Annotated in this window: 10 protein-coding genes; 5 read left to right on the top strand and 5 right to left on the bottom strand. The window is 68.5% G+C overall.

The genetic code is table 11. The features are described from left to right. Window positions 1–90: 90 nt before the first annotated feature. From carB to VGI12_16375, 3 genes are all read right to left on the bottom strand, one after another. Window positions 91–3,366: a carbamoyl-phosphate synthase large subunit gene (carB, locus tag VGI12_16385; protein ID HEY2434256.1), complete on the bottom strand. Its 3,276-nt coding sequence runs from the start codon at window positions 3,364–3,366 to the stop codon at window positions 91–93. Between the two features lie 112 nt (window positions 3,367–3,478). Next, complete coding sequence (carA, locus tag VGI12_16380) at window positions 3,479–4,624, bottom strand: glutamine-hydrolyzing carbamoyl-phosphate synthase small subunit (GenBank protein HEY2434255.1); 1,146 nt, start codon at window positions 4,622–4,624, stop codon at window positions 3,479–3,481. Then, the gene (locus VGI12_16375; protein HEY2434254.1) at window positions 4,621–6,762 is read right to left on the bottom strand and encodes a PEGA domain-containing protein; all 2,142 of its coding nucleotides are present in this window, start codon (window positions 6,760–6,762) and stop codon (window positions 4,621–4,623) included. The genes carA and VGI12_16375 overlap by 4 nt, the downstream gene beginning before the upstream one ends. 170 nt (window positions 6,763–6,932) lie before the next feature. Between VGI12_16375 and bshC the strand changes: the two genes are divergently transcribed. Further along, a complete protein-coding gene (gene bshC / locus VGI12_16370) occupies window positions 6,933–8,624 on the top strand; it encodes a bacillithiol biosynthesis cysteine-adding enzyme BshC (protein ID HEY2434253.1) in 1,692 nt (563 codons plus the stop codon). A 69-nt stretch (window positions 8,625–8,693) separates the two neighbouring features. Here bshC and argH read toward each other — a convergent pair whose 3' ends face one another. Both argH and VGI12_16360 read right to left on the bottom strand, forming a co-directional pair. After that, window positions 8,694–10,148 carry an argininosuccinate lyase gene (argH, locus tag VGI12_16365; GenBank protein ID HEY2434252.1) on the bottom strand — a complete coding sequence of 485 codons (1,455 nt, stop codon included), beginning with the start codon at window positions 10,146–10,148 and terminating at the stop codon, window positions 8,694–8,696. A 2-nt stretch (window positions 10,149–10,150) separates the two neighbouring features. After that, window positions 10,151–12,829 carry a PIG-L family deacetylase gene (locus tag VGI12_16360; GenBank protein ID HEY2434251.1) on the bottom strand — a complete coding sequence of 893 codons (2,679 nt, stop codon included), beginning with the start codon at window positions 12,827–12,829 and terminating at the stop codon, window positions 10,151–10,153. Window positions 12,830–12,885: 56 nt separating this feature from the next. Here VGI12_16360 and VGI12_16355 point away from each other — a divergent pair, with 56 nt between their 5' ends. The 4 genes from VGI12_16355 to VGI12_16340 are packed head-to-tail and all read left to right on the top strand — an operon-like array spanning window position 12,886 to window position 18,675. After that, on the top strand, window positions 12,886–15,240 hold the full coding sequence (locus tag VGI12_16355) for a PBP1A family penicillin-binding protein (GenBank protein ID HEY2434250.1): 2,355 nt from the start codon (window positions 12,886–12,888) through the stop codon (window positions 15,238–15,240). A gap of 44 nt (window positions 15,241–15,284) precedes the next feature. Further along, window positions 15,285–16,355, top strand: coding sequence for a peptidylprolyl isomerase (locus VGI12_16350; GenBank protein HEY2434249.1), 1,071 nt, complete (start codon window positions 15,285–15,287; stop codon window positions 16,353–16,355). A gap of 30 nt (window positions 16,356–16,385) precedes the next feature. Further along, complete coding sequence (locus VGI12_16345; GenBank protein ID HEY2434248.1) at window positions 16,386–17,318, top strand: XdhC/CoxI family protein; 933 nt, start codon at window positions 16,386–16,388, stop codon at window positions 17,316–17,318. Next, complete coding sequence (locus VGI12_16340) at window positions 17,284–18,675, top strand: 5'-deoxyadenosine deaminase (GenBank protein HEY2434247.1); 1,392 nt, start codon at window positions 17,284–17,286, stop codon at window positions 18,673–18,675. The genes VGI12_16345 and VGI12_16340 overlap by 35 nt, the downstream gene beginning before the upstream one ends. Window positions 18,676–18,715 lie beyond the last annotated feature (40 nt).

The raw sequence follows: 18,715 nt of genomic DNA, 5'->3' as shown, positions 1-18,715 counted from the left end.
ACGAGCTGGTTGCGTCAGGGTCACGAGGAAGCCGCACCCTCGCTACTCGCCCCTCGCCCTCGCGCCTCGCCCCTCGACCCTGACGTCCCGCTACTCGCGGCTGACCGGCACGTCGGCGTGATACTCCTGCAGCGATCGCACGTCGAGCGCTTCGGTGTGGAGGGCCTTGATCGCCTGCACCGACGCGGCGGCGCCGGTCAGCGTCGTGATGCACGGCACCTGCTGCATCATCGCGGTGCGGCGCACCTGCTTGTCGTCGAAGAACGATTCGCGCCCGAGCGGAGTGTTGATCACCAGCTGCACCCGGTGATTGACGATCTCGTCGCCGATGTGGGGCCGCCCCTCGTTCACCTTGAACACGATCTCCGCCTCGACGCCGTGCGCCCGCAGGTAGTTGGCGGTGCCCCGCGTCGCGATCAGGTTGAAGCCGAGCCCCTTCAGGTCGCGCGCCACCTGCACGACCGCCGGCTTGTCGTGGTTGTTGACGCTGATGTACACCGTCCCGCTCGACGGCAGCTTGACGCCGGCGGCGAGCTGCGCCTTGGCAAATGCCGCGCCGAAGCTGCGGGCGCCGCCCATCACCTCGCCCGTCGACTTCATCTCCGGACCGAGAATCGTGTCCACCCCCGGAAAGCGGACGAACGGGAACACCGGCGTCTTGACGAACACGCCGGCCACCTCGAGATCCGACACGAGGCCGAGCTGCGCCAGCGTCTGGCCCACCATCACCCGCGCCGCGATCTTGGCGAGCGGCATGCCGGTCGCCTTCGACAGATACGGCACGGTCCGCGAGGCGCGGGGGTTGACCTCGAGCACGTAGACAGTCTCGTCCTTGATGGCGAACTGGGTGTTCATCAGGCCCACGACATTGAGGGCGCGGGCGATGCGTCGCGTGTAGTCGCGTATCTGATCGAGATGCCGCTCGGCGACGCGGTAGGGCGGGACGACGCAGGAGCTGTCGCCGGAGTGGATACCGGCCTCCTCGATATGTTCCATGATGCCGCCGATCACCACCGCGCCGGTCGCGTCGGCGATGCAGTCGACGTCGAGCTCGACGGCGTCCTCCAGGAACTTGTCGATCAGCACCGGCCGTTCCGGCGACGCCTGCACCGCCGTCGTCATGTAGCGGTCGAGCGCCGCCATGTCATAGACGATCGCCATGGCGCGGCCGCCGAGCACGTACGACGGACGGACGACCAGCGGAAAGCCGATCTTGAGCGCCACCTCGCGCGCTTCCTCCGGCGAGGTCGCGGTGCCGCTCGAGGCCTGTGGGATCCCGAGCTCCCACAGCAGCTTGGAGAAGCGCTCGCGGTCCTCGGCGAGATCGATCGAGTCGGGGGAGGTGCCGAGAATCCGGATCCCGGCCCGCTGCAGAGGCAGCGCCAGCTTGAGCGGCGTCTGTCCGCCGTACTGCACGACGACGGCGACGTCCCCGCCGTTCTGCTGCTCGCGCGCGATGATCGCCGACACGTCTTCGAACGTCAGCGGCTCGAAATACAACCGGTCGACAGTGTCGTAGTCGGTCGACACCGTTTCCGGGTTGCAGTTGATCATCACCGTCTCGAAGCCGTCGTCACGCAGCGCGAAGGCGGCGTGCACGCAGCAGTAGTCGAATTCGATCCCCTGCCCGATGCGGTTTGGGCCGCTGCCGAGGATCACGACCTTGCGGCGCGCGGTCGGTTCCGCCTCGCACTCCTGCTCGTAGGTGCCGTACAGGTACGGCGTGAACGACTCGAACTCGGCGGCGCAGGTGTCGATCCGCTTGTAGGCGGGTTCGAGCCCCTGTTCGGTGCGGACCGCGCGGACGGCCTCCTCGTCGGCGCCGAGCATGCTGCCGAGCTGCCAGTCGCCGAAGCCGGCGCGCTTCAGCGTGCGCATCAGATCGCGGGAGATGCCGCGCAGCCCGACCAGCGTCGCTTCGTTCTTGAGATCGACGAGCTGCTTGAACTGGGTCAGGAACCAGCGGTCGATGTGGGTCAGGCGGTGGATGTCCTCGAGGTCCCAGCCGCGCTCGAACGCGGTGAACAGCGCCCACATGCGCTGGTCGTTCGGCACGGCGAGCGACCGCTGCAGCGTGCTCTCGTCGTGGTCGGTGTCGACGGCCGCAGTGGCGTTGATGCGGCCGCCGCTCCTGGCGAACAGCATGTTGCCCCGCCCCAGCTCGAGCGAGCGGAACGCCTTCATGAACGCTTCCTTGAACGTCCGCCCGATCGCCATCACCTCGCCGACCGACTTCATCTGCGTGGTCAGCGTGCGGTCGGCGCGCGGGAACTTCTCGAACGCCCAGCGCGGCACCTTGACGACGACGTAGTCGATGGTGGGCTCGAACGACGCTGGCGTCAGCCGCGTGATGTCGTTCGGGATCTCGTCGAGCGTGTAGCCGAGCGCCAGCTTGGCGGCGATCTTGGCGATCGGAAAGCCGGTCGCCTTCGAGGCGAGCGCCGACGACCGCGACACGCGCGGGTTCATCTCGATGACGACGATCCGACCGTCGTCGGGATTGATCGCAAATTGAATATTCGATCCGCCGGTCTCGACGCCGACGCGGCGGATGATCCGCCGGCCGATGTCGCGCATGCGCTGATATTCCTTGTCGGTCAGGGTCAGCGCCGGCGCCACGGTGATGCTGTCGCCGGTGTGCACGCCCATCGGGTCGACGTTCTCGATCGAGCAGATGACGACGAAGTTGTCGGCCCGGTCGCGCATGACCTCGAGCTCGAACTCCTTCCAGCCGATCACCGATTCCTCGAGCAGCACCTCGTGCACCGGGCTGAGACTCAGGCCGCGCTGCGCGATCTCGCGGAACTCCTCGACGTTGTAGGCGATGCCGCCGCCGACCCCGCCGAGCGTGAACGACGGGCGGACGATGATCGGGAAGCCGATGGGCTCGATGGCGTCGAAGGCTTCCTGCATCGAGCGCACGTAGCGGCTGTTCGGCGTCGCGATGCCGATCTCGGTCATCGCGTCGCGGAACAGCAGCCGATCCTCGGCGACCTTGATCGCGTCGATCGAGGCGCCGATCAACTCGACGCCGTAGCGCTCGAGCACGCCTTCCTCGGCGAGCTGGACCGCCAGGTTGAGCGCGGTCTGCCCGCCCACCGTCGGCAGCAGCGCATCCGGCCGCTCGCGTTCGATGATCCGCGCGACCGTGTCGGAGGTGAGCGGCTCGACGTAGGTGCGGTCGGCGATCTCCGGGTCGGTCATGATCGTCGCCGGGTTGCTGTTGACGAGCACGACCTCGAGCCCCTCGGCCCTGAGCGCCTTGCACGCCTGCGTGCCGGAGTAGTCGAACTCGCAGGCCTGGCCGATGACGATCGGGCCGGAACCGATGACGAGAATCCGTTTGAGATCAGTGCGTTTCGGCATCAGTAGTATCGGGTGATCGGGTGATCGGGCGATCGGATGATCTGGGGAACGGGCGATGGCATGAACGCTGAGAGTTCACCCGATCACCAGATCACCAGATCACCCGATCGTTTCATCCGACTCTCTTTTCCATTTCTTCGACGAACTGTTTGAACAGGTAGTCCGCGTCGTGCGGGCCTGGCGACGCCTCGGGATGATACTGGACGCAGAACACCGGCCGGGTCGTGTGACGCAGCCCTTCGATGGTGCCGTCGTAGAGATTGCGGTGGGTCTCCTTGACGTCGGCAGGCAGCGAGTCGCGGTCGACGGCGAAGCCGTGGTTTTGCGACGTGATCTCGACTTTGCCGCTGTGCAGCTCCTGCACCGGATGATTGGCGCCGCGGTGGCCGAACTTCAGCTTGTAGGTCTGGGCGCCAAGCGCGAGCGATAGCACCTGGTGCCCGAGACAGATGCCGAACACCGGCATGTCGGCAGCGATCAGGTCTGTGGCGTTGGCAATCGCGTAGGAGAGCACGGCGGGATCGCCAGGACCATTGCTCAGGAACACTCCGTCGGGACCCGCCGCGAGCAGCTCCGACGCGGGCGTCGTGGCTGGAAATACGCGCACCTCGCAGCCGTAGGCGGTGAAGCGGCGGAGGATGTTCCACTTCATCCCGAAGTCGTAGGCGGCGACGCGCAGCGTGCGGCGCGGCCGGGTCTGCGGCGGCGGCGCGAACTCGGCGTCGGCGGGGCCGGAACCATTGTCGGACGAGGGCACCCAGTCGAAGGCACGCTCGCAGGTGACGCCGAGCACGAGATCCGACCCGGCCATCGACGGCAGGTGCTGCGCGCGCGCCACCAGTTCGGTCGGATCGGTGTCGCCAGTCGCGATGATCCCCCGCATGACACCGGCCGAACGCAGCACGCGCGTCAGCGCGCGGGTGTCGACGCCGGAGATCGCGACGATCCCGTGCCGCGTCAGGTAGTCGCGCAGCGTGCCGTCGGCGCGCCAGTTGCTCGCGATTGGCGACTCCTCGCGGACGATGAAGCCGGCCACCTTGGGCGCGCGCGATTCCATGTCGTCTGGCGCGACGCCGTAATTACCCATCTCGGGCGCCGTCATCGTGACGATCTGCCCCGCGTACGACGGGTCCGTCAGGATCTCCTGGTACCCCGTCATGCTGGTGTTGAACACCACCTCGCCGCCGGTCTCGCCGGGCGCGCCCGCCGATTCCCCTTCGTAGCAGCGCCCGTTCTCGAGCGCGAGCGTCGCCTTCATCGCCTGCCTTTGCCGACGGGTGCCGCCTCGACGGGCATCGGCGCCTGCTCCTTGTCTTCCAGTGACACGGTGATTCTCTCCGTCTTGCCGGCGCTGATCCGCGGATTCGCGTTCACCGGCTTCTTGCCTTCCATTTCGATCCGTACGACGTGCGAGCCCACCGGCATTTCCGGAACCGACAGTGGCGTCTGCCCGACGCTCTTGCCGTCCACGAACACTATCGCGCCGCGCGGCCGCGAGTCGACGTAGAGCGATCCGGTGAACGAGACCGCTGCCTCGTCGCCAGACGCCGGCGCTTGATGGCCGGCCGGCGGCGGTGCGGTCACCGGGGCGAGAGGCACCCGCTCGAGGTGCGCCGTCACGGTGCGTGAGGGCGCATGCGCGCTCAGGCTGAACTCGTCGCGCATCACCCGGTACCCCGGCTGCACGACCCTGATTGTGTAGTCACCGAAGTTGAGATCGTCGATCGTGATCGGCGTACGGCCTCGCCACTTCCCGTTCACCGTGACGCCGGCGTTGGTCGGCAGGGATCGCACGACGAGCTGTCCCTTCTTGACCGATGCGACCGGAGCGGCCTTCGCCGGCGGCGCGGCCTCAACCGGCGCTGGCGGTTTCGTCTCGATCGGCCTGACCGGCGCTTTCGACTCAGGGGCGGCGCCTGCGTCAGGCCTGGGCGGAGCCGGCGGGGTCACCTTCTCGTCGCTGAACGGTCGTGCCGTATCGTGGGCCTGAGCGCCCGCCGCAGCCGGCACGCTCGTCGTCGTCTGGACGCTCTCCTGCGGAATGCGGTCGCGGCTGCCGACGAAATAGCCGCCAGCAAAGCCGACGAGCAGCATCGGCACCGCGACGACGGCGTAGGGCAGGATCGCCGGGCGGGCGGTCTCTACGGGCTCGTGCGGATCCGCCTCCGCGGCCACGACTCCGAACATCGCCGGCTCCGCGACAGTCCGGCGCGGCGCTTCGGGCGGCAGCCCGCCGGCAACGAGTGCCGGCGCTGTGTCGTCATCTGGCGCCTCCACCGCGAGCGGCATCTGCAGTTGCGGCTCGGTAGGCGCCTCGTCGGCGAACGCGTCGTGCACGGGCTCGGTCGCGGTCGCGGCGAACAGCGAAATCGGCGTCGGCGTCGGCGGACTATCGTGCGGAATGGTCAGGTCATCCAGCGCCGCATGGACGGGATCGAGTTCCGCTTCGACGGCGAATTCACCGAGCGTCGGCGCCTCGGGCTGGTAATCCAGGAGGTCGGCGGCATGGGCCGTGGACTTCAGGGTCCGGTCATCGTCAACCGCGGCCCGGATCACCACGGTTGGCTCCGGCGCGGACGCGTCGGGCGGTGGCGGCAGGAGAGATCCCGCGGCCTCCGCGGATCCGGCCAACGGGATGACCGTCTGCACTGCGTCGCTGATCGTCCGGCCTTCGGCCGCCGCCTCGAGCGCCGCGGCGAACCCCAGGGCGTGGCCGTAGCGTCTCGACGCCTCGTCGTCCATCGCGCGGGCGAGGACGGCGTGGATGCCCCGTGCGTGCGGACCGTCTGGAACGAGCCCGATTTCCTCACCTGTCCCCGACGGACGCTTGCCGGTCAGCAGCTCGAAGGTGATGGCGGCGAGCGAGAAGACGTCTGCGGGCGTGCTCCACGCGCTGCCGGCGATGCGCTCCGGCGCGCTGTAGGGACGCCGGATCGGCGCGCGAATCCCGATCTGCTCGAGCGCGTCGACCACGCCGAATCCGGTGGCCCGCGCTTCGTCCGGCGTCACGAAAATGTCGCGCGGATGCAAGCCGCCGTGCCCGATACCGGCCGCGCGCGCGAAATCGATGGCGCCGGCGAGCTGGGTGATGAACGGCAGGACCTTCTCGATCGACGCCGGTGCGTAATGCCGCATCGCGACGTCGAGTGACTCGGCCGCGACGTATTCCTCGGCACGATAGGCCACCGTCCCCTCGACGCCGGCATCGATCGGCTCGACGATTGAGGGATGAAAGAGCGAGGCGTGCGCGGCACGATCGAGCGCGAGGGCGAGCGCCTGGGCCTGTTCGGGAACGATGTCGAGACGGAAGGCCTTGACCGCGATCAGGCGATCCCGGCTGGGTTCATAGGTGCGGAACACCGGACCGAGCGTGCCGATGCCAATCTGATGCAGCACCCGGAAAGGCCCGAATGCCGGCGGCGGCGAGAATGCGCTAGGGTCCTCAGTGGTCAGCGACGGAACTCCTCGGGCGGATCAAGAGAATGTAACATGGATCGCGGGATCCCCGGACGGGCTTTGCGCGTCAGAATCGTGATGCGATCGTGCGGTGCCTTGACAGGTTTCGGATGGCTCTGAGAGAGTACGACAACGTGACCGCTGAGCCGTCCACCGCCCCCCGCGAGTCCGCCGGACGCATCAGCGTCGCCGGCATCGACGTCCGGCGTTTCCCGTGGATCCGCCCGCTGTCGGGCGACTACGCCTACAACTTCGCTCAGGTCGAAGGGCTGTACGGCGGCAACCCGCACGACCCGGATGGCTGGCTCGACGCCGTGCGCCGCGTCCAGGCCCAACCGCGCGATCGAGCCGGCGTCGCCGAGCTGCTTCGGCATCAGCAGGAGGAACGCGGCGCGCCCGATCCGGCCCGCCGCGCGGCCGCGCAGCTGGCGCTCCCGCAATCGGTCGCCGTCGTCACCGGCCAGCAGGCCGGCGCGTTTGGCGGGCCGATGTATACGCTCCTCAAGGCGATCACCGCGCTGCAGCTGGCCCGTCGCACGGAACAGCGGCAGGGAGTGCCCGCCGTGGCGATCTTCTGGGTCGAATCCGAGGATCACGACTGGGAGGAGATCAAGAGCTGTACGGTGCTCGACGCCGAGTTCCAGCCGCGCACCGTGACGCTGGCGGATCTCGAAGGCGCGGGAGAGCGGCCGGTTGCGCAGCTCACCCTCGACTCCGGCGTCGAGCAGACGATCGACGAGCTCGCCGCCGCCCTGCAGCAGACTGAGTTCACGGCAACCGTCCTCGGCGACATCCGGGCGGCATGGCAGCCCGGAACCGGCATGGCGCGCGCCTTTGCCGTCTGGCTCGAGCGCGTGCTCGGCCCCTACGGGCTCGTCGTCTACGAGGCGGCGGATCCGGCGGCAAAGCCGCTGGTGGCCGACGTGTTCGTGCGGGAATTGTCTTCGCCGGGCCAGACCGCGACGCTCGCGGCGCGCGCCGGCGAAGAGCTCGCGGCCCGCGGCCACGCGCCGCAGGTGGTCACGCAGGCCGACAACGTGGCGCTCTTCTCGATCGAAGACGGGCGCAAGGCCATCAAGCGCAGCGGCGATCAGCTGGTCGTCGGCGAGCGATCCTTCGACGTCGCGGCGCTGGCGCAGTCGGCAGCCGCGTCCCCGCAGTCCTTCAGTCCCAACGTCCTGCTCAGACCCATCGTGCAGGACACGCTGTTCCCCACCATCTGTTATGTCGCCGGCCCGAGCGAGCTGGCCTACCTGGGCCAGCTGCGCGGCGTCTACGAGCAGTTCGGCGTGCCGATGCCGCTGATGTTCCCGAGGACGACGGCGACGCTGCTTGATTCTGGAGCCACGAAGTTCCTGAAGAAGTACGACGTGTCGTTTTCCGAGCTGCGGACGCCTGGCGAGTCGGCGCTCAACAAGCTGCTCGAATCGCAGCTGCCTGCCGGCGTCGACGAATCGCTGCGCGAGGCGAGCGCGCAGATCGACGCCGCGATGGGCCGCGTCATGCAGGCCCTGCCGCAGCTCGACCCGACGCTGACCGGTGCCGCCAAGACCACGCTTGGCAAGATGGAGCACGAGCTTCACTCGCTGCACACCAAGGTGATCCACGCGGCGAAGAAGCGCCACGACACCCTCCGCCGCCAGTTCGTCCGCGCGCAGGCGCAGGCCTTTCCGGAAGGGCATCCGCAGGAGCGGATGCTCGGCGGCGTCTACTTCCTCAACAAGTACGGTCCCGGACTGGTCGAGATCCTGCTGGAGGATCTGCCGGTCGATGCCGGCCGGCACTGGCTGGTCACGCTGTAAGCCGGCGGCCTGAAGTTCCCGAACGACGCCTGACGGTCGCGCTCCGCCTGAGGCGACAACCGCGACAGTTCAAAGCGACGCGGACGCTTCCGTCAGCGCCGCGGCCGCAGCCGTGAGGCGGGCGCGTGCGTCGGCGAGCCACTGATCGTCGGCCGCCAGGCACACTTCCGACACGCCGAGGGCGCGCTGCGTCTCGGACGGCGACGGCCCGCCGTGCGTCTTGCGCACCTCGACGAAGTGCCTCGGGCTGAGAATCTCCGCGAGCTGCGCGTCGGTATAGACGATCTCCCGCCCGATCGCCTCGCGTGCGGCGTCGCTCAGCAAGGCGGCAGCCGACGCGGCAGGATCGGCGATCGAGCCGGCCACGATCCGCTTGGCGATCTCGTGGCCGGCGCGGAACGGCAGCCCGTGATCGCGCGCCAGCGTGTCAGCCAGCTCGGTGAGGGTGATCCAGTGCGCGCCGGCGCGGGCCGCGAGGGTCTCGGCGTCGAACTCGGCGCTCGCCATCGCCGCCGCGACCAGCGCCACCGCACGCGCCGCGTCGGTGAACATCCGCGTCACGAGCGGCTGCAGATCGTCCTCCGTGTCGACGATGTCGCCGAACGGCGTGTTGTGGACGGCCAGGAAAATCCCCGACGCCTGCCCGAGCGCCTTGCTGGCGATGGCGCGCGCGTGCTCGAGCGCCACCGGGTTGCGCTTCTGCGGCATGATGCTGCTGCCCTGCACGAAGCCGTCGGCGAGACGCAGATACCCGAATTCGACGGTGCTCCACAGCAGCAGGTCCTGCACGACACGGCCGAGGCCGGCCAGCAGCACCGCGGCTGCGCCGACGCTCTCGAGCAGGTAGTCGACGGTGGCGATGCTGCCGTAGGTGTTGCCACAGACGCCGTCGAAGCCGAGCAGCGCCGCCGTGCGGTAGCGATCGATCGGAAAGCCGGTACCGGTGATCGCGCAGGCGCCGAGCGGGTTGTGGTTGGTCGCCGCGTATGCGGCCTTGAGCCGGACAGTGTCGCGCTCGAGCTGTTCGATGACCGCCAGCAGATAGTGCGCGATGGTCGACGGCTGCGCCGGTTGGGTGTGCGTGTGCGCCGCGAAGACGGTCTCGCGATGGCGCTCCGCCAGCGGCAGCAGCGCCCGGCGCAGCGCCAGGACGCCGTCGACGACCGCCAGGATCAGCTCCCGCTGCTGCATCCGGTACATCGTCATGTCGATATCGTTGCGCGACCGCGCCGTGTGCAGGCGGCCGGCGACGTCAGGGCCGCAGGCCGCGGTCACCTCGCGCTCGACATAGAAGAAGAGGTCTTCGCAACTGCCGTCGTAGCGCGCCTTCCGGATCTCGTCGATCCGGACGCCGTCGAGCGCCGCGCGAATCGCGCGCGCGTCGCCGCCGGACACGATCGACTGGCCGGCGAGCATCACCAGGTGGGCGTAGTTGATGGCCATCAGCGGCGCGAGAAACTGCGCCTTGGCGTCTTCGAAGTTCTCGTTGAGCACGAGCCGGACGTATTCGGGTGAAAAAGACACGCTTACCGCTTCCCCAGGCTGATGAGATTGGCGAGCAGGCGATAGGCGCCGTCGACGCCGGCCGGCAGTTGCCGCCAGAGTCCGAGCCCGGTGTAGAACCAGCGCCCCTGCCCGATTTGCGCTTCTACGAGGATGCCGGTCTTCGGACCGGCGTTGTAGGGGAACGGATCCGCTGAACGCAGCAGATCGATGTAGCGAGGATCGCGCTCGCCCATGAAATACGTCCCGCGCTCCTGCACCCAGTTCGCCCAGGTCTCCGGACCGATCCGGTTCGGCGTGGTGAAAACCGGATTGTCGGGCGCCAGGATCTCCATCGACGCATTCTCGTCGGTGACGCGCTGGTCGCTGGTCTTCGCCGGATACGGCCCATACTGCGCCTGGTTGAACTCGGCGCGCTGATACTGCACGATCACCGTGCCGCCGGCGCGGGCGTAGTCGAGCAGCCGCTGGTTGTTCGCGCGCAGGTCCGGCCGCTTCTCGTAGGCGCGCACGCCCACCATGATCACGTTGAAGCGCGACAGATCGCCTGACGCGAGCGCGTCGGGTCCGATCTGATCGACTTCGGCGCCCAGCTGCGCAATCGCGTCCGGCACGCGATCGCCGCTGCCCATGACGTAGCCGACTCTCGTGGCCGGCGCGACGCGCACGTCGATGGCTTTGAACCTCGCGGCTGCCGGGATCACCACGTGACGGCGGTGGATGTGCGGGTATTCGACCACCTGGTAGCCGAGATTTGAGCTGGCGCCCGACGCACTGGTGACGGTCGCGGTGACGGGCCAATCGCCCGCGCCGATCGCGGCGGGCGCCTCCACGGTGAAGGCGACCGTGACCGCTTCGTCCTCGCGAACGAAGGTCAACGGGATCGACGCCGGCGAGACCGTCCAGCCGGCCGGCACCGCCAGGATCACCGCGGCCGACGTCGGTCCCTTCTGGTTGTTGCCGACGCTGACGCTGACACTCTTCTGCCTGGCGGGGGATCCGATCGCCACGATCGCGATGCCGGGATCGACGCGCACGTTGAACGCCGGCGAGACCAGCAGCCCCGAACGCTTCTCGCCAGCGAAGAGATCGGAATAGCGATACTGGATCTCCCGCTCGACGCTCACCTCGGCACCGCCGATCCGCAGCGCGAAGGTGGCGCGGAATGGCGACGGCCGGAACGGGACGCCGAACGGCACGTCGGCCTCGAAGTCGTAGCGCGCGGCATCGGTGCGCGGCGTCCAGTAGGGCGTGGAGAGGTGCGCGTTCGCCGGAATCGTCGCGGCCGTCCGGCAATTGACCGACGCCCCGCGCGCCAGCGTGCCCGAGCATGCCGGCTCCGGCACTGGCTCGAATCCGACAAGGCTGGCGCGGACGAGCTCGACGCCGTCCACCGCGCTGGCGCCCGCCAGGGTCACGGCGACGGACTGTCCGGGCGTCACCACACCATCGTCGGCCAGAGCGTCGAGGCGCGTCCCGGTTGCGACGACCAGCGCGTCCTGGAACTGACGCTCCTTTTGGGCCAGCCGGAAGTCTATTTCCGCGCGACTGTCGGAGGCCGCCGGCGCGAGGTCGGATCCATTCGCCGAAGGTGCGACGAGCAGCCGCGGCAGGTCCGAACGGAGCGCGCGGACAGCCCGCAGCCCCGCGGCGAGCGGAGCGACGCTACCGGCGGGCCCGCGCGACGCCAGCCCGGCGCGGGCGTCGGTCACGAGCTGCTGCAGCGCCACGAGCGCCGTCCGCAGCGACGGCTGCTGACGTTCGCCGGCGAACCGGATCAACCCGACCACGGACGTGTCGATGCCCCCGAAGAGATTGTCGAGCGCGCCGTTGCTGGGCCGGCCGTCCTGGAACTTGTAGGTGCGGCTCTGCGACACGCCCGGCAGGAGGAGCAGCTGCGACGTGCCCTGGCACTTGTGCATCGAGCGCGCTTCGAGCCCCAGCTCCGCGTAGGTGCGCCCCAGCAGCGCGTCGAAGGCCGAGAGGTCCGGCCGCACCTTGCCCGCCGTCAACGGCTGCGGCGGCCCGAACGAGGTCTCGTCGGTGCAGAAGATGCGCACCGGCTGCCACGCGCGAAGGCCGGCGGCGATCTGTTCGGGATACTTCGCCGGATCGCCGGCGGCGCGGAACGCCTCGAGCGTCAGCTGCGCGGCCGCCTGATGGTGCAGCCCGCCGGACGTGCCGCCGCAGAGAAACCCGGCGACGACATCGGGGCGGATCGCGCGGATCTGTCGGACGTAGTCGCCGACGATGGCGTCTTCGCCCCACTTCTGCACACTCTCGTCGATGCTGAACGAGTAGCCGAAATCGATCGCGCGCGTGAAATACTGCTCGGCGCCGTCGAACCGGTGCACGGCCAGGAGCTCTTCGGTGCGCAGCACGCCGAGCGCCTGGCCGAGCTCAGGACCGATCTCGTTCTGTCCGCCGTCGCCTCGCGTCGCCGTGACGAGCGCGACGCGCATGCCCTCCCCCTCGCCGAGCCTCGCCAGCAGCCCGTTGTCCTCGTCGTCGGGATGCGCGTCGGTTTCCATGACGGTGCCCGTGCTCGAGAGTTTGCGCAGGAGCAGCTCGAGCGACCGCGCATCGGGGCGTTCGGCGACAGGCGCGACGCGCAGCTGCGCGGGCAGGCGCGTGCCGAGCGCCGCGATCAGCGCGAACACGGCCGACGCGACGGTGAGGAAATGGCGCGAACGAATAAGCATGAATCGCAGAGGGGCGGGACCCCGGTCAGTATACAATCAGGGGCACAGTCCCCCGAGTGCCCACGGTCCGCGCGAAGAAGCCCGCGGCGAAAAAGCCATCCACACCGCGCCTGGCCTTTCTGCGGCGGCGCGGCTGGAAGTTCTACGCCGCGCTGGCGGTGATCGTGCCTTCGCTGGTGCTCGGCGCGGTCGTCGTCCACTACTACCTTTCGTTCTCGCGCATGATCGACGCGCGGATGCACGGCGAGTTCCAGCGGACCGACCCGCGCATTTTCGCGCGGCCGTTGACGGTCCGCCGCGGTCAGCGTGTCACCCAGCGCGAGATGATCGACAGGCTGAACGATCTCGGCTACGCGGAGAAGCCGCGCGCCGAGCAGCCGGGCGAGTTCGCGATCGGGCGCGATGCGCTGGCGGTCGTCCCGCGCAGCGGCGATCGGGCCGGACAGACACTGCGGTTCGCCTTCGCAGCGCCCGATCGCAAGGGCAAGCCGGGGCCGCTCACCGGCATCGAGTCCGTCTCGAAGCGGCAGGCCGTCCAGGAAGTCGCGATGGACGCGCCGCTGCTGACCGCGCTCGTCAGCGAAGGACGAGAGAAGCGCCGCGACGTGCCGATCACCGCGATTCCGTCGCAGATGTCGCGGGCGGTGATCGCGATCGAGGATCGCCGCTTCTACGAGCACCCCGGCGTCGACCTCATCGGCACCACGCGCGCCGTGGTCACCAACCTGTTCGGCCGGAAGCAGTATCTGACCGGCGGCAGCACGCTGACCCAGCAGCTCGTGCGCAACACCTTTCTCGCCTCGATGTGGGGCCTCGACAAGGCGCGTGAGCGCGGCGGCCTCGCGGGCCTCAAGCGGAAGTTTACCGAGCAACTGATGTCGCTGGCGCTCGAGCGGCGGCTGCCGAAAGACAAGATCCTCGAGCTCTACCTCAACGACGTCTATCTCGGCCAGCGCGGCTCGTTCGGCATTCACGGCGTCCCAGAGGCGGCGCGGCTGTTCTTCGGCAAGGACGTCAGCAATCTCACACTGGTCGAGGCCGCAACGATCGCCGGCGTCATTCAGTCGCCGCCCTACTACTCTCCCTTCCAGCATCCCGATCGCGCCAGGGACCGCCGCAATGTCGTCCTGCGCGCGATGTCCGAATCCGGCTTCATCAGCCCCGATGCCGCCGACCGCGCGTCGAAAGAGCCGGTGCAGGTGGTGGCGCGCGCGCTTGAGTCAGAGGCCCCGTACTTCGTCGACTACCTGACGCAGGAGATGCAGGAGCGGACCAAGGCGTCTGGACCGGTCGACGTCTACTCGACGCTCGATCTGCACCTGCAGCGGATCGCGCAGGACGCGGTCAGCGACGGCATCGCCAACGTCGAGAAACTGCTCAGCAAGCGCAAGCCGCGCGTGCCGCAGGCGGCGCTCATCGCGGTCGACCCGCGCACCGGCGAGATTCTCGCCATGGTCGGCGGCCGCTCCTACAACCAGTCGCAGTACAACCGCGCCACCACCGCGAAACGCCAGCCGGGCTCGACCTTCAAGCCCTTCGTCTACCTCGCCGCGTTCGAGCGCGCGCTCGCGGACGGACGCGGCGACATCACGCCCGCCACGATCGTCGACGACTCGCCGACCGAGTTCACCTTCAACAACCAGGTGTGGGCGCCCAGCAACTACCAGAACGAGTACGACGGGCCGATCACGCTGCGCCACGCGCTCGCCCACTCGCGCAACATCGCGACGATCAAGGTGGCCGAGTCGATCGGCTTCGACAACGTCGCCGCCCTCTGGAAGAAGTTCGGCATCGGCACGCCGCCGAAGGGCTATCCGTCGATCGCGCTGGGCGTGTTCGAGGCGACGCCGCTCGAGATGGCCACCGCCTACACGATTTTCCAGAACGGCGGCGTCACGCGCCCGCTCCGCGCGCTCGAGCGGATCGTCGCCGACGGCAAGGACCTGCCGATCCAGCTGCCCCAGCCCAAGACGATCGCGCGCCCCGACACGACCTTTCTCGTCACCAATATGATGCGCAGCGTCCTCGACGAAGGTACAGCCGCGGGCGCACGCAGCGCCGGGTTCACGCTCGAGGCCGCGGGCAAGACCGGCACGACCAACGACCTCCGCGACGCCTGGTTCATCGGCTTCACGCCGGAACTGCTGACGGTCGTCTGGGTCGGGCTCGACGACAATCAGCCGATCGGGCTCAGCGGCGCCCAGGCCGCCCTGCCGATCTGGACGACGTTCATGATCCGGGCGCTGGGGGGACATCCCAGCGAGCCGTTCGCCGCGGCCGACGGCATCGTGTTCGTCGACATCGACAAGGACACGGGGAAGCTCGCCACGCCGGCATGCCCCAGGGTCTTGCGTGAGGCGTTCCTGGCCGGTACCGAACCCACCGAACCCTGTCCGATCCACTACTTCTGATTTAGAATTGATCGGTCACATCCCCACAAATCATTGAGGTATCAGTGAAATTCAAGCTCGTCTCGTGTGCCGTGCTCGGCCTGATGTTCGTCGGCGCGTGCAAGAAAGGGCCGGCCGCGCAGGCGACTTCCGGCGTCGCGACGCCCCCGGCCGCCACGCCCGCGGCACCCGCGGGAGCCGGCGCTCCTTCAGGCCCTCCGGCCGCCCCGGTGCCGCCCAAGCCCGTTCCGCAGCAGCTGCCGCCTGTCGTCGCACGCGTCAACGGCGAAAACATCACCAAGGACGACTTCGACCGGATGGTCAAGGGCATCGAGATGCAGGCGGGCCAGCCGGTGCCGCCGGATCAGCGCGACGCGATCCTGCGCAACGCGCTCGATCGCCTGATCGTGTACACGCTGCTCTCGCAGGAGAGCAAGGGGCGCAACCTGAAGATCGACGAGAACGAGATCGGGCAGAAAATCCAGGAAGTACGCGGGCGTTTCCAGACCGAGCAGGCCTTCGAAGCCGCGCTGAAGACCCGCGGGATGACCGTCGACGACCTGAAAAAGGAAGCGCGCAACGACCTGACGGTCAGCAAGCTCGTCGACTCGGAAGTGGCGACGATCCCCGGCCCGAGCGACTCGGAAGCGAGAGACTTCTACCAGAAGAATCCCGACCGGTTCAAACAGGGAGAGAGCGTCCACGCGGCGCACATCCTCATCCGCGTCGCGCCCAATGCCGACGCCGCCACGAAGGCGAAGGCCCGGGCGACCATCGACGACGTGCTGAAGAAGGCGCGCGCCGGCGCGGACTTCGGCAAGCTGGCCGAGCAGTACTCGCAGGACGGCAGCGCATCGAACAAGGGAGACCTCGGAGAGTTCCCGCGCGGCCAGATGGTGCCCGAATTCGACGCCGCGGCCTTCGCGTTGAAACCTGGGCAGCTGAGCGACGTCGTGACGACCCAGTTCGGCTATCACGTCATCAAGGTGATCGACCGCAAGCCGGCTGGCGTCGTGTCGTACGACGAGGCCGCGCAGCAGATCAAGGCCGGTCTCGACGGCCAGAAGAAGCAGCAGCACATGGACGCCTTCATCGACGGCCTCAAGAAGAAGTCGAAGATCGAAGTCCTGATTTGAACGCGCAGGCTCGATGAACATCGCAGAGCGATGAACGAAGAGGTCCTGCCGGCGGCGGCGGCGGCGCTCGAACGCGGCGAGCCGGCGGCGCTGGTGACGATCGTCCGCGCGTCGGGTTCGACCCCGCAGCGGACCGGCGCCAAGATGCTCGTCTTCGCCGACGGCCGCACCGTCGGCACGATTGGCGGCGGCTGCTACGAGAACGACGCCGCCGGCAAGGCGCGCGCCGCGATCGCCAGCGGCACGCCGCAACTGGTGAAGTACGACCTCAACGACGACTTCGTCGAGGAGTCGGGCCTCATCTGCGGCGGCCAGATGGAGGTCTATATCGATCCGATCGCCCCGGCGCCTCCCCTCTATATCATCGGCGCCGGCCACGTCGGCTGGCACCTGGCGCGCTTCGCCGCCGACGCAGGGTTCCGCATCCACGTCATCGACGACCGCGAGAAATTCGCCAACGCCGAGCGCTTCCCCGCCGCCGCCACGATCGTCGTCGACGACATCGGCGCCTGGCTGCATGTCGCCGAGCTGTCCGCGGCGGCCTCTGTGGTGGTGGTGACGCGCGGCCACACGCACGATTTCGAAGTCCTCCGCGCGCTCGCCGCCCGCGATCTGCGCTACCTCGGGCTGATCGGCAGCCGGGCCAAGGTGGCGCGCATCTTCGACGCGCTCGACGCCGAAGGCATGCCACCCGAATGCCTGGCGCGCGTGCACGCCCCGATCGGGCTCGACATCGGCGCGGTCACGCCCGCCGAGATCGCCGTCAGCATCATCAGCGAACTGATCGCGGTCCGTCATGGTCGGGATGTGACGGCCCTGTCGATGGCGTCACATCCAAGGACACGAAGGACGGCGAAGGACACGAAGGGGCCGACAGAGGCGAAGGAGCCGACGGCGCGGACGGAGCGTAAGGGGCCGACGGAGCGAGATATCAGCGCGCAGGAGGCGGAGGAGCGTCGCTAGTCTCCTTCGAATACTTCGTATTCCTTCGTGCCCTTCGCTTCTTCTCCGCAACGCGACGATCGTCACCATGAACGACGCCCTCGATATCGTCGAGGGGGCCGTGTCCATACGCGACGGGCGAATCGCGAGCGTCGGCGCCGAACCGGCGGACTGGCACGATCGTGTGATCAACGCGGGCGGCGCCTATCTGCTGCCGGGCTTCATCCAGACGCACGTGCACCTGTGCCAGACGCTGTTCCGCGGCTATGCCGACGACTTGCCGCTGCTCGAATGGCTGCAGCGGCGCGTCTGGCCGATGGAGGCGGCGCACACGGCGCCGACCCTGCGCGCGTCGACACGCCTTGCCGCCGCGGAACTGCTGCTCACCGGCACCACCACGGCGCTGACGATGGAGACGGTGCACGACACGGATGTGGTCTTCGAGGCGCTCGAGCGAATGGGACTCCGAGCCGTCGTCGGCAAGTGCATGATGGACTCGGATCGGCAGGTGCCGGCGCGGCTGCAGGAGCAGACGCGTGCGTCGATCGACGAGAGCGTCGCGCTGCGCACACGCTGGGACGGACGCGGCAACGGACGGCTGCGGGCGGCCTTCGCGCCGCGATTTGCGGTGTCCTGCTCGCGCGCGCTGCTCGAGGCGGTCGCCGATCTCTCGGCGCGCGACCGGGTCATCGTCCACACGCACGCGGCGGAGAACCGGGACGAGGTCGAGGTGGTCCGGCGCCTGTCGGGCGGCATGACCAATCTGGAATACCTCGCAGACACTGGTCTCGCGACGCCGCTTCTATGCACCGCCCACTGCGTCTGGGTCAGCGAGCGAGAACAGTCGCTACTGGCCGAGCACGACGTGAAGGTCATGCACTGCCCCAGCTCGAATCTGAAACTCGGCTCGGGGCTCGCGCCGGTCGCCGAGATGCGGGCGCGCGGCATCTCGGTCTCGCTCGGTGCCGACGGCGCCGCGTGCAACAACCGTCTCGACATGTTCGAAGAGATGCGTCTGGCGGCCACAATCCAGGCCGTGCGGCGGCATCCGGGCGCCCTCCAGGCGCGTGACGCGCTGTGGATGGCCACGCGCGAAGGGGCACGGGCACTTGGCCTATCGGACTCGATCGGGTCCATCGAACTCGGCAAACGCGCCGATCTGATCCTCGTCGAGCGGGATCGGCCACACCTCGCGCCGGACGGCAACCCGTGGTCCACGCTCGTCTATGCCGCGCGGGGCACGGACGTGCGGACGACTATCGTCGACGGCGAGGTGCTGGTGGACGACTTTCGTCTTGTAAATGAAGAGGTTGCGGGGATTACGGCAGATGCCCGCGACGCCGCGGCGATGATCGTGGCGCGAGCAGAGCTGCACTGAGGCCTCCGGGAAGAGCCGCCTGGTGCTATAATTAGCAGTC

It is taken from the genome of Vicinamibacterales bacterium, assembly GCA_036496585.1.
Taxonomy (GTDB): domain Bacteria; phylum Acidobacteriota; class Vicinamibacteria; order Vicinamibacterales; family 2-12-FULL-66-21; genus JAICSD01.
The sequence above is the reverse complement of the archived record's forward strand: the minus strand, read 5'-3'. Positions and strand labels throughout refer to the sequence as shown.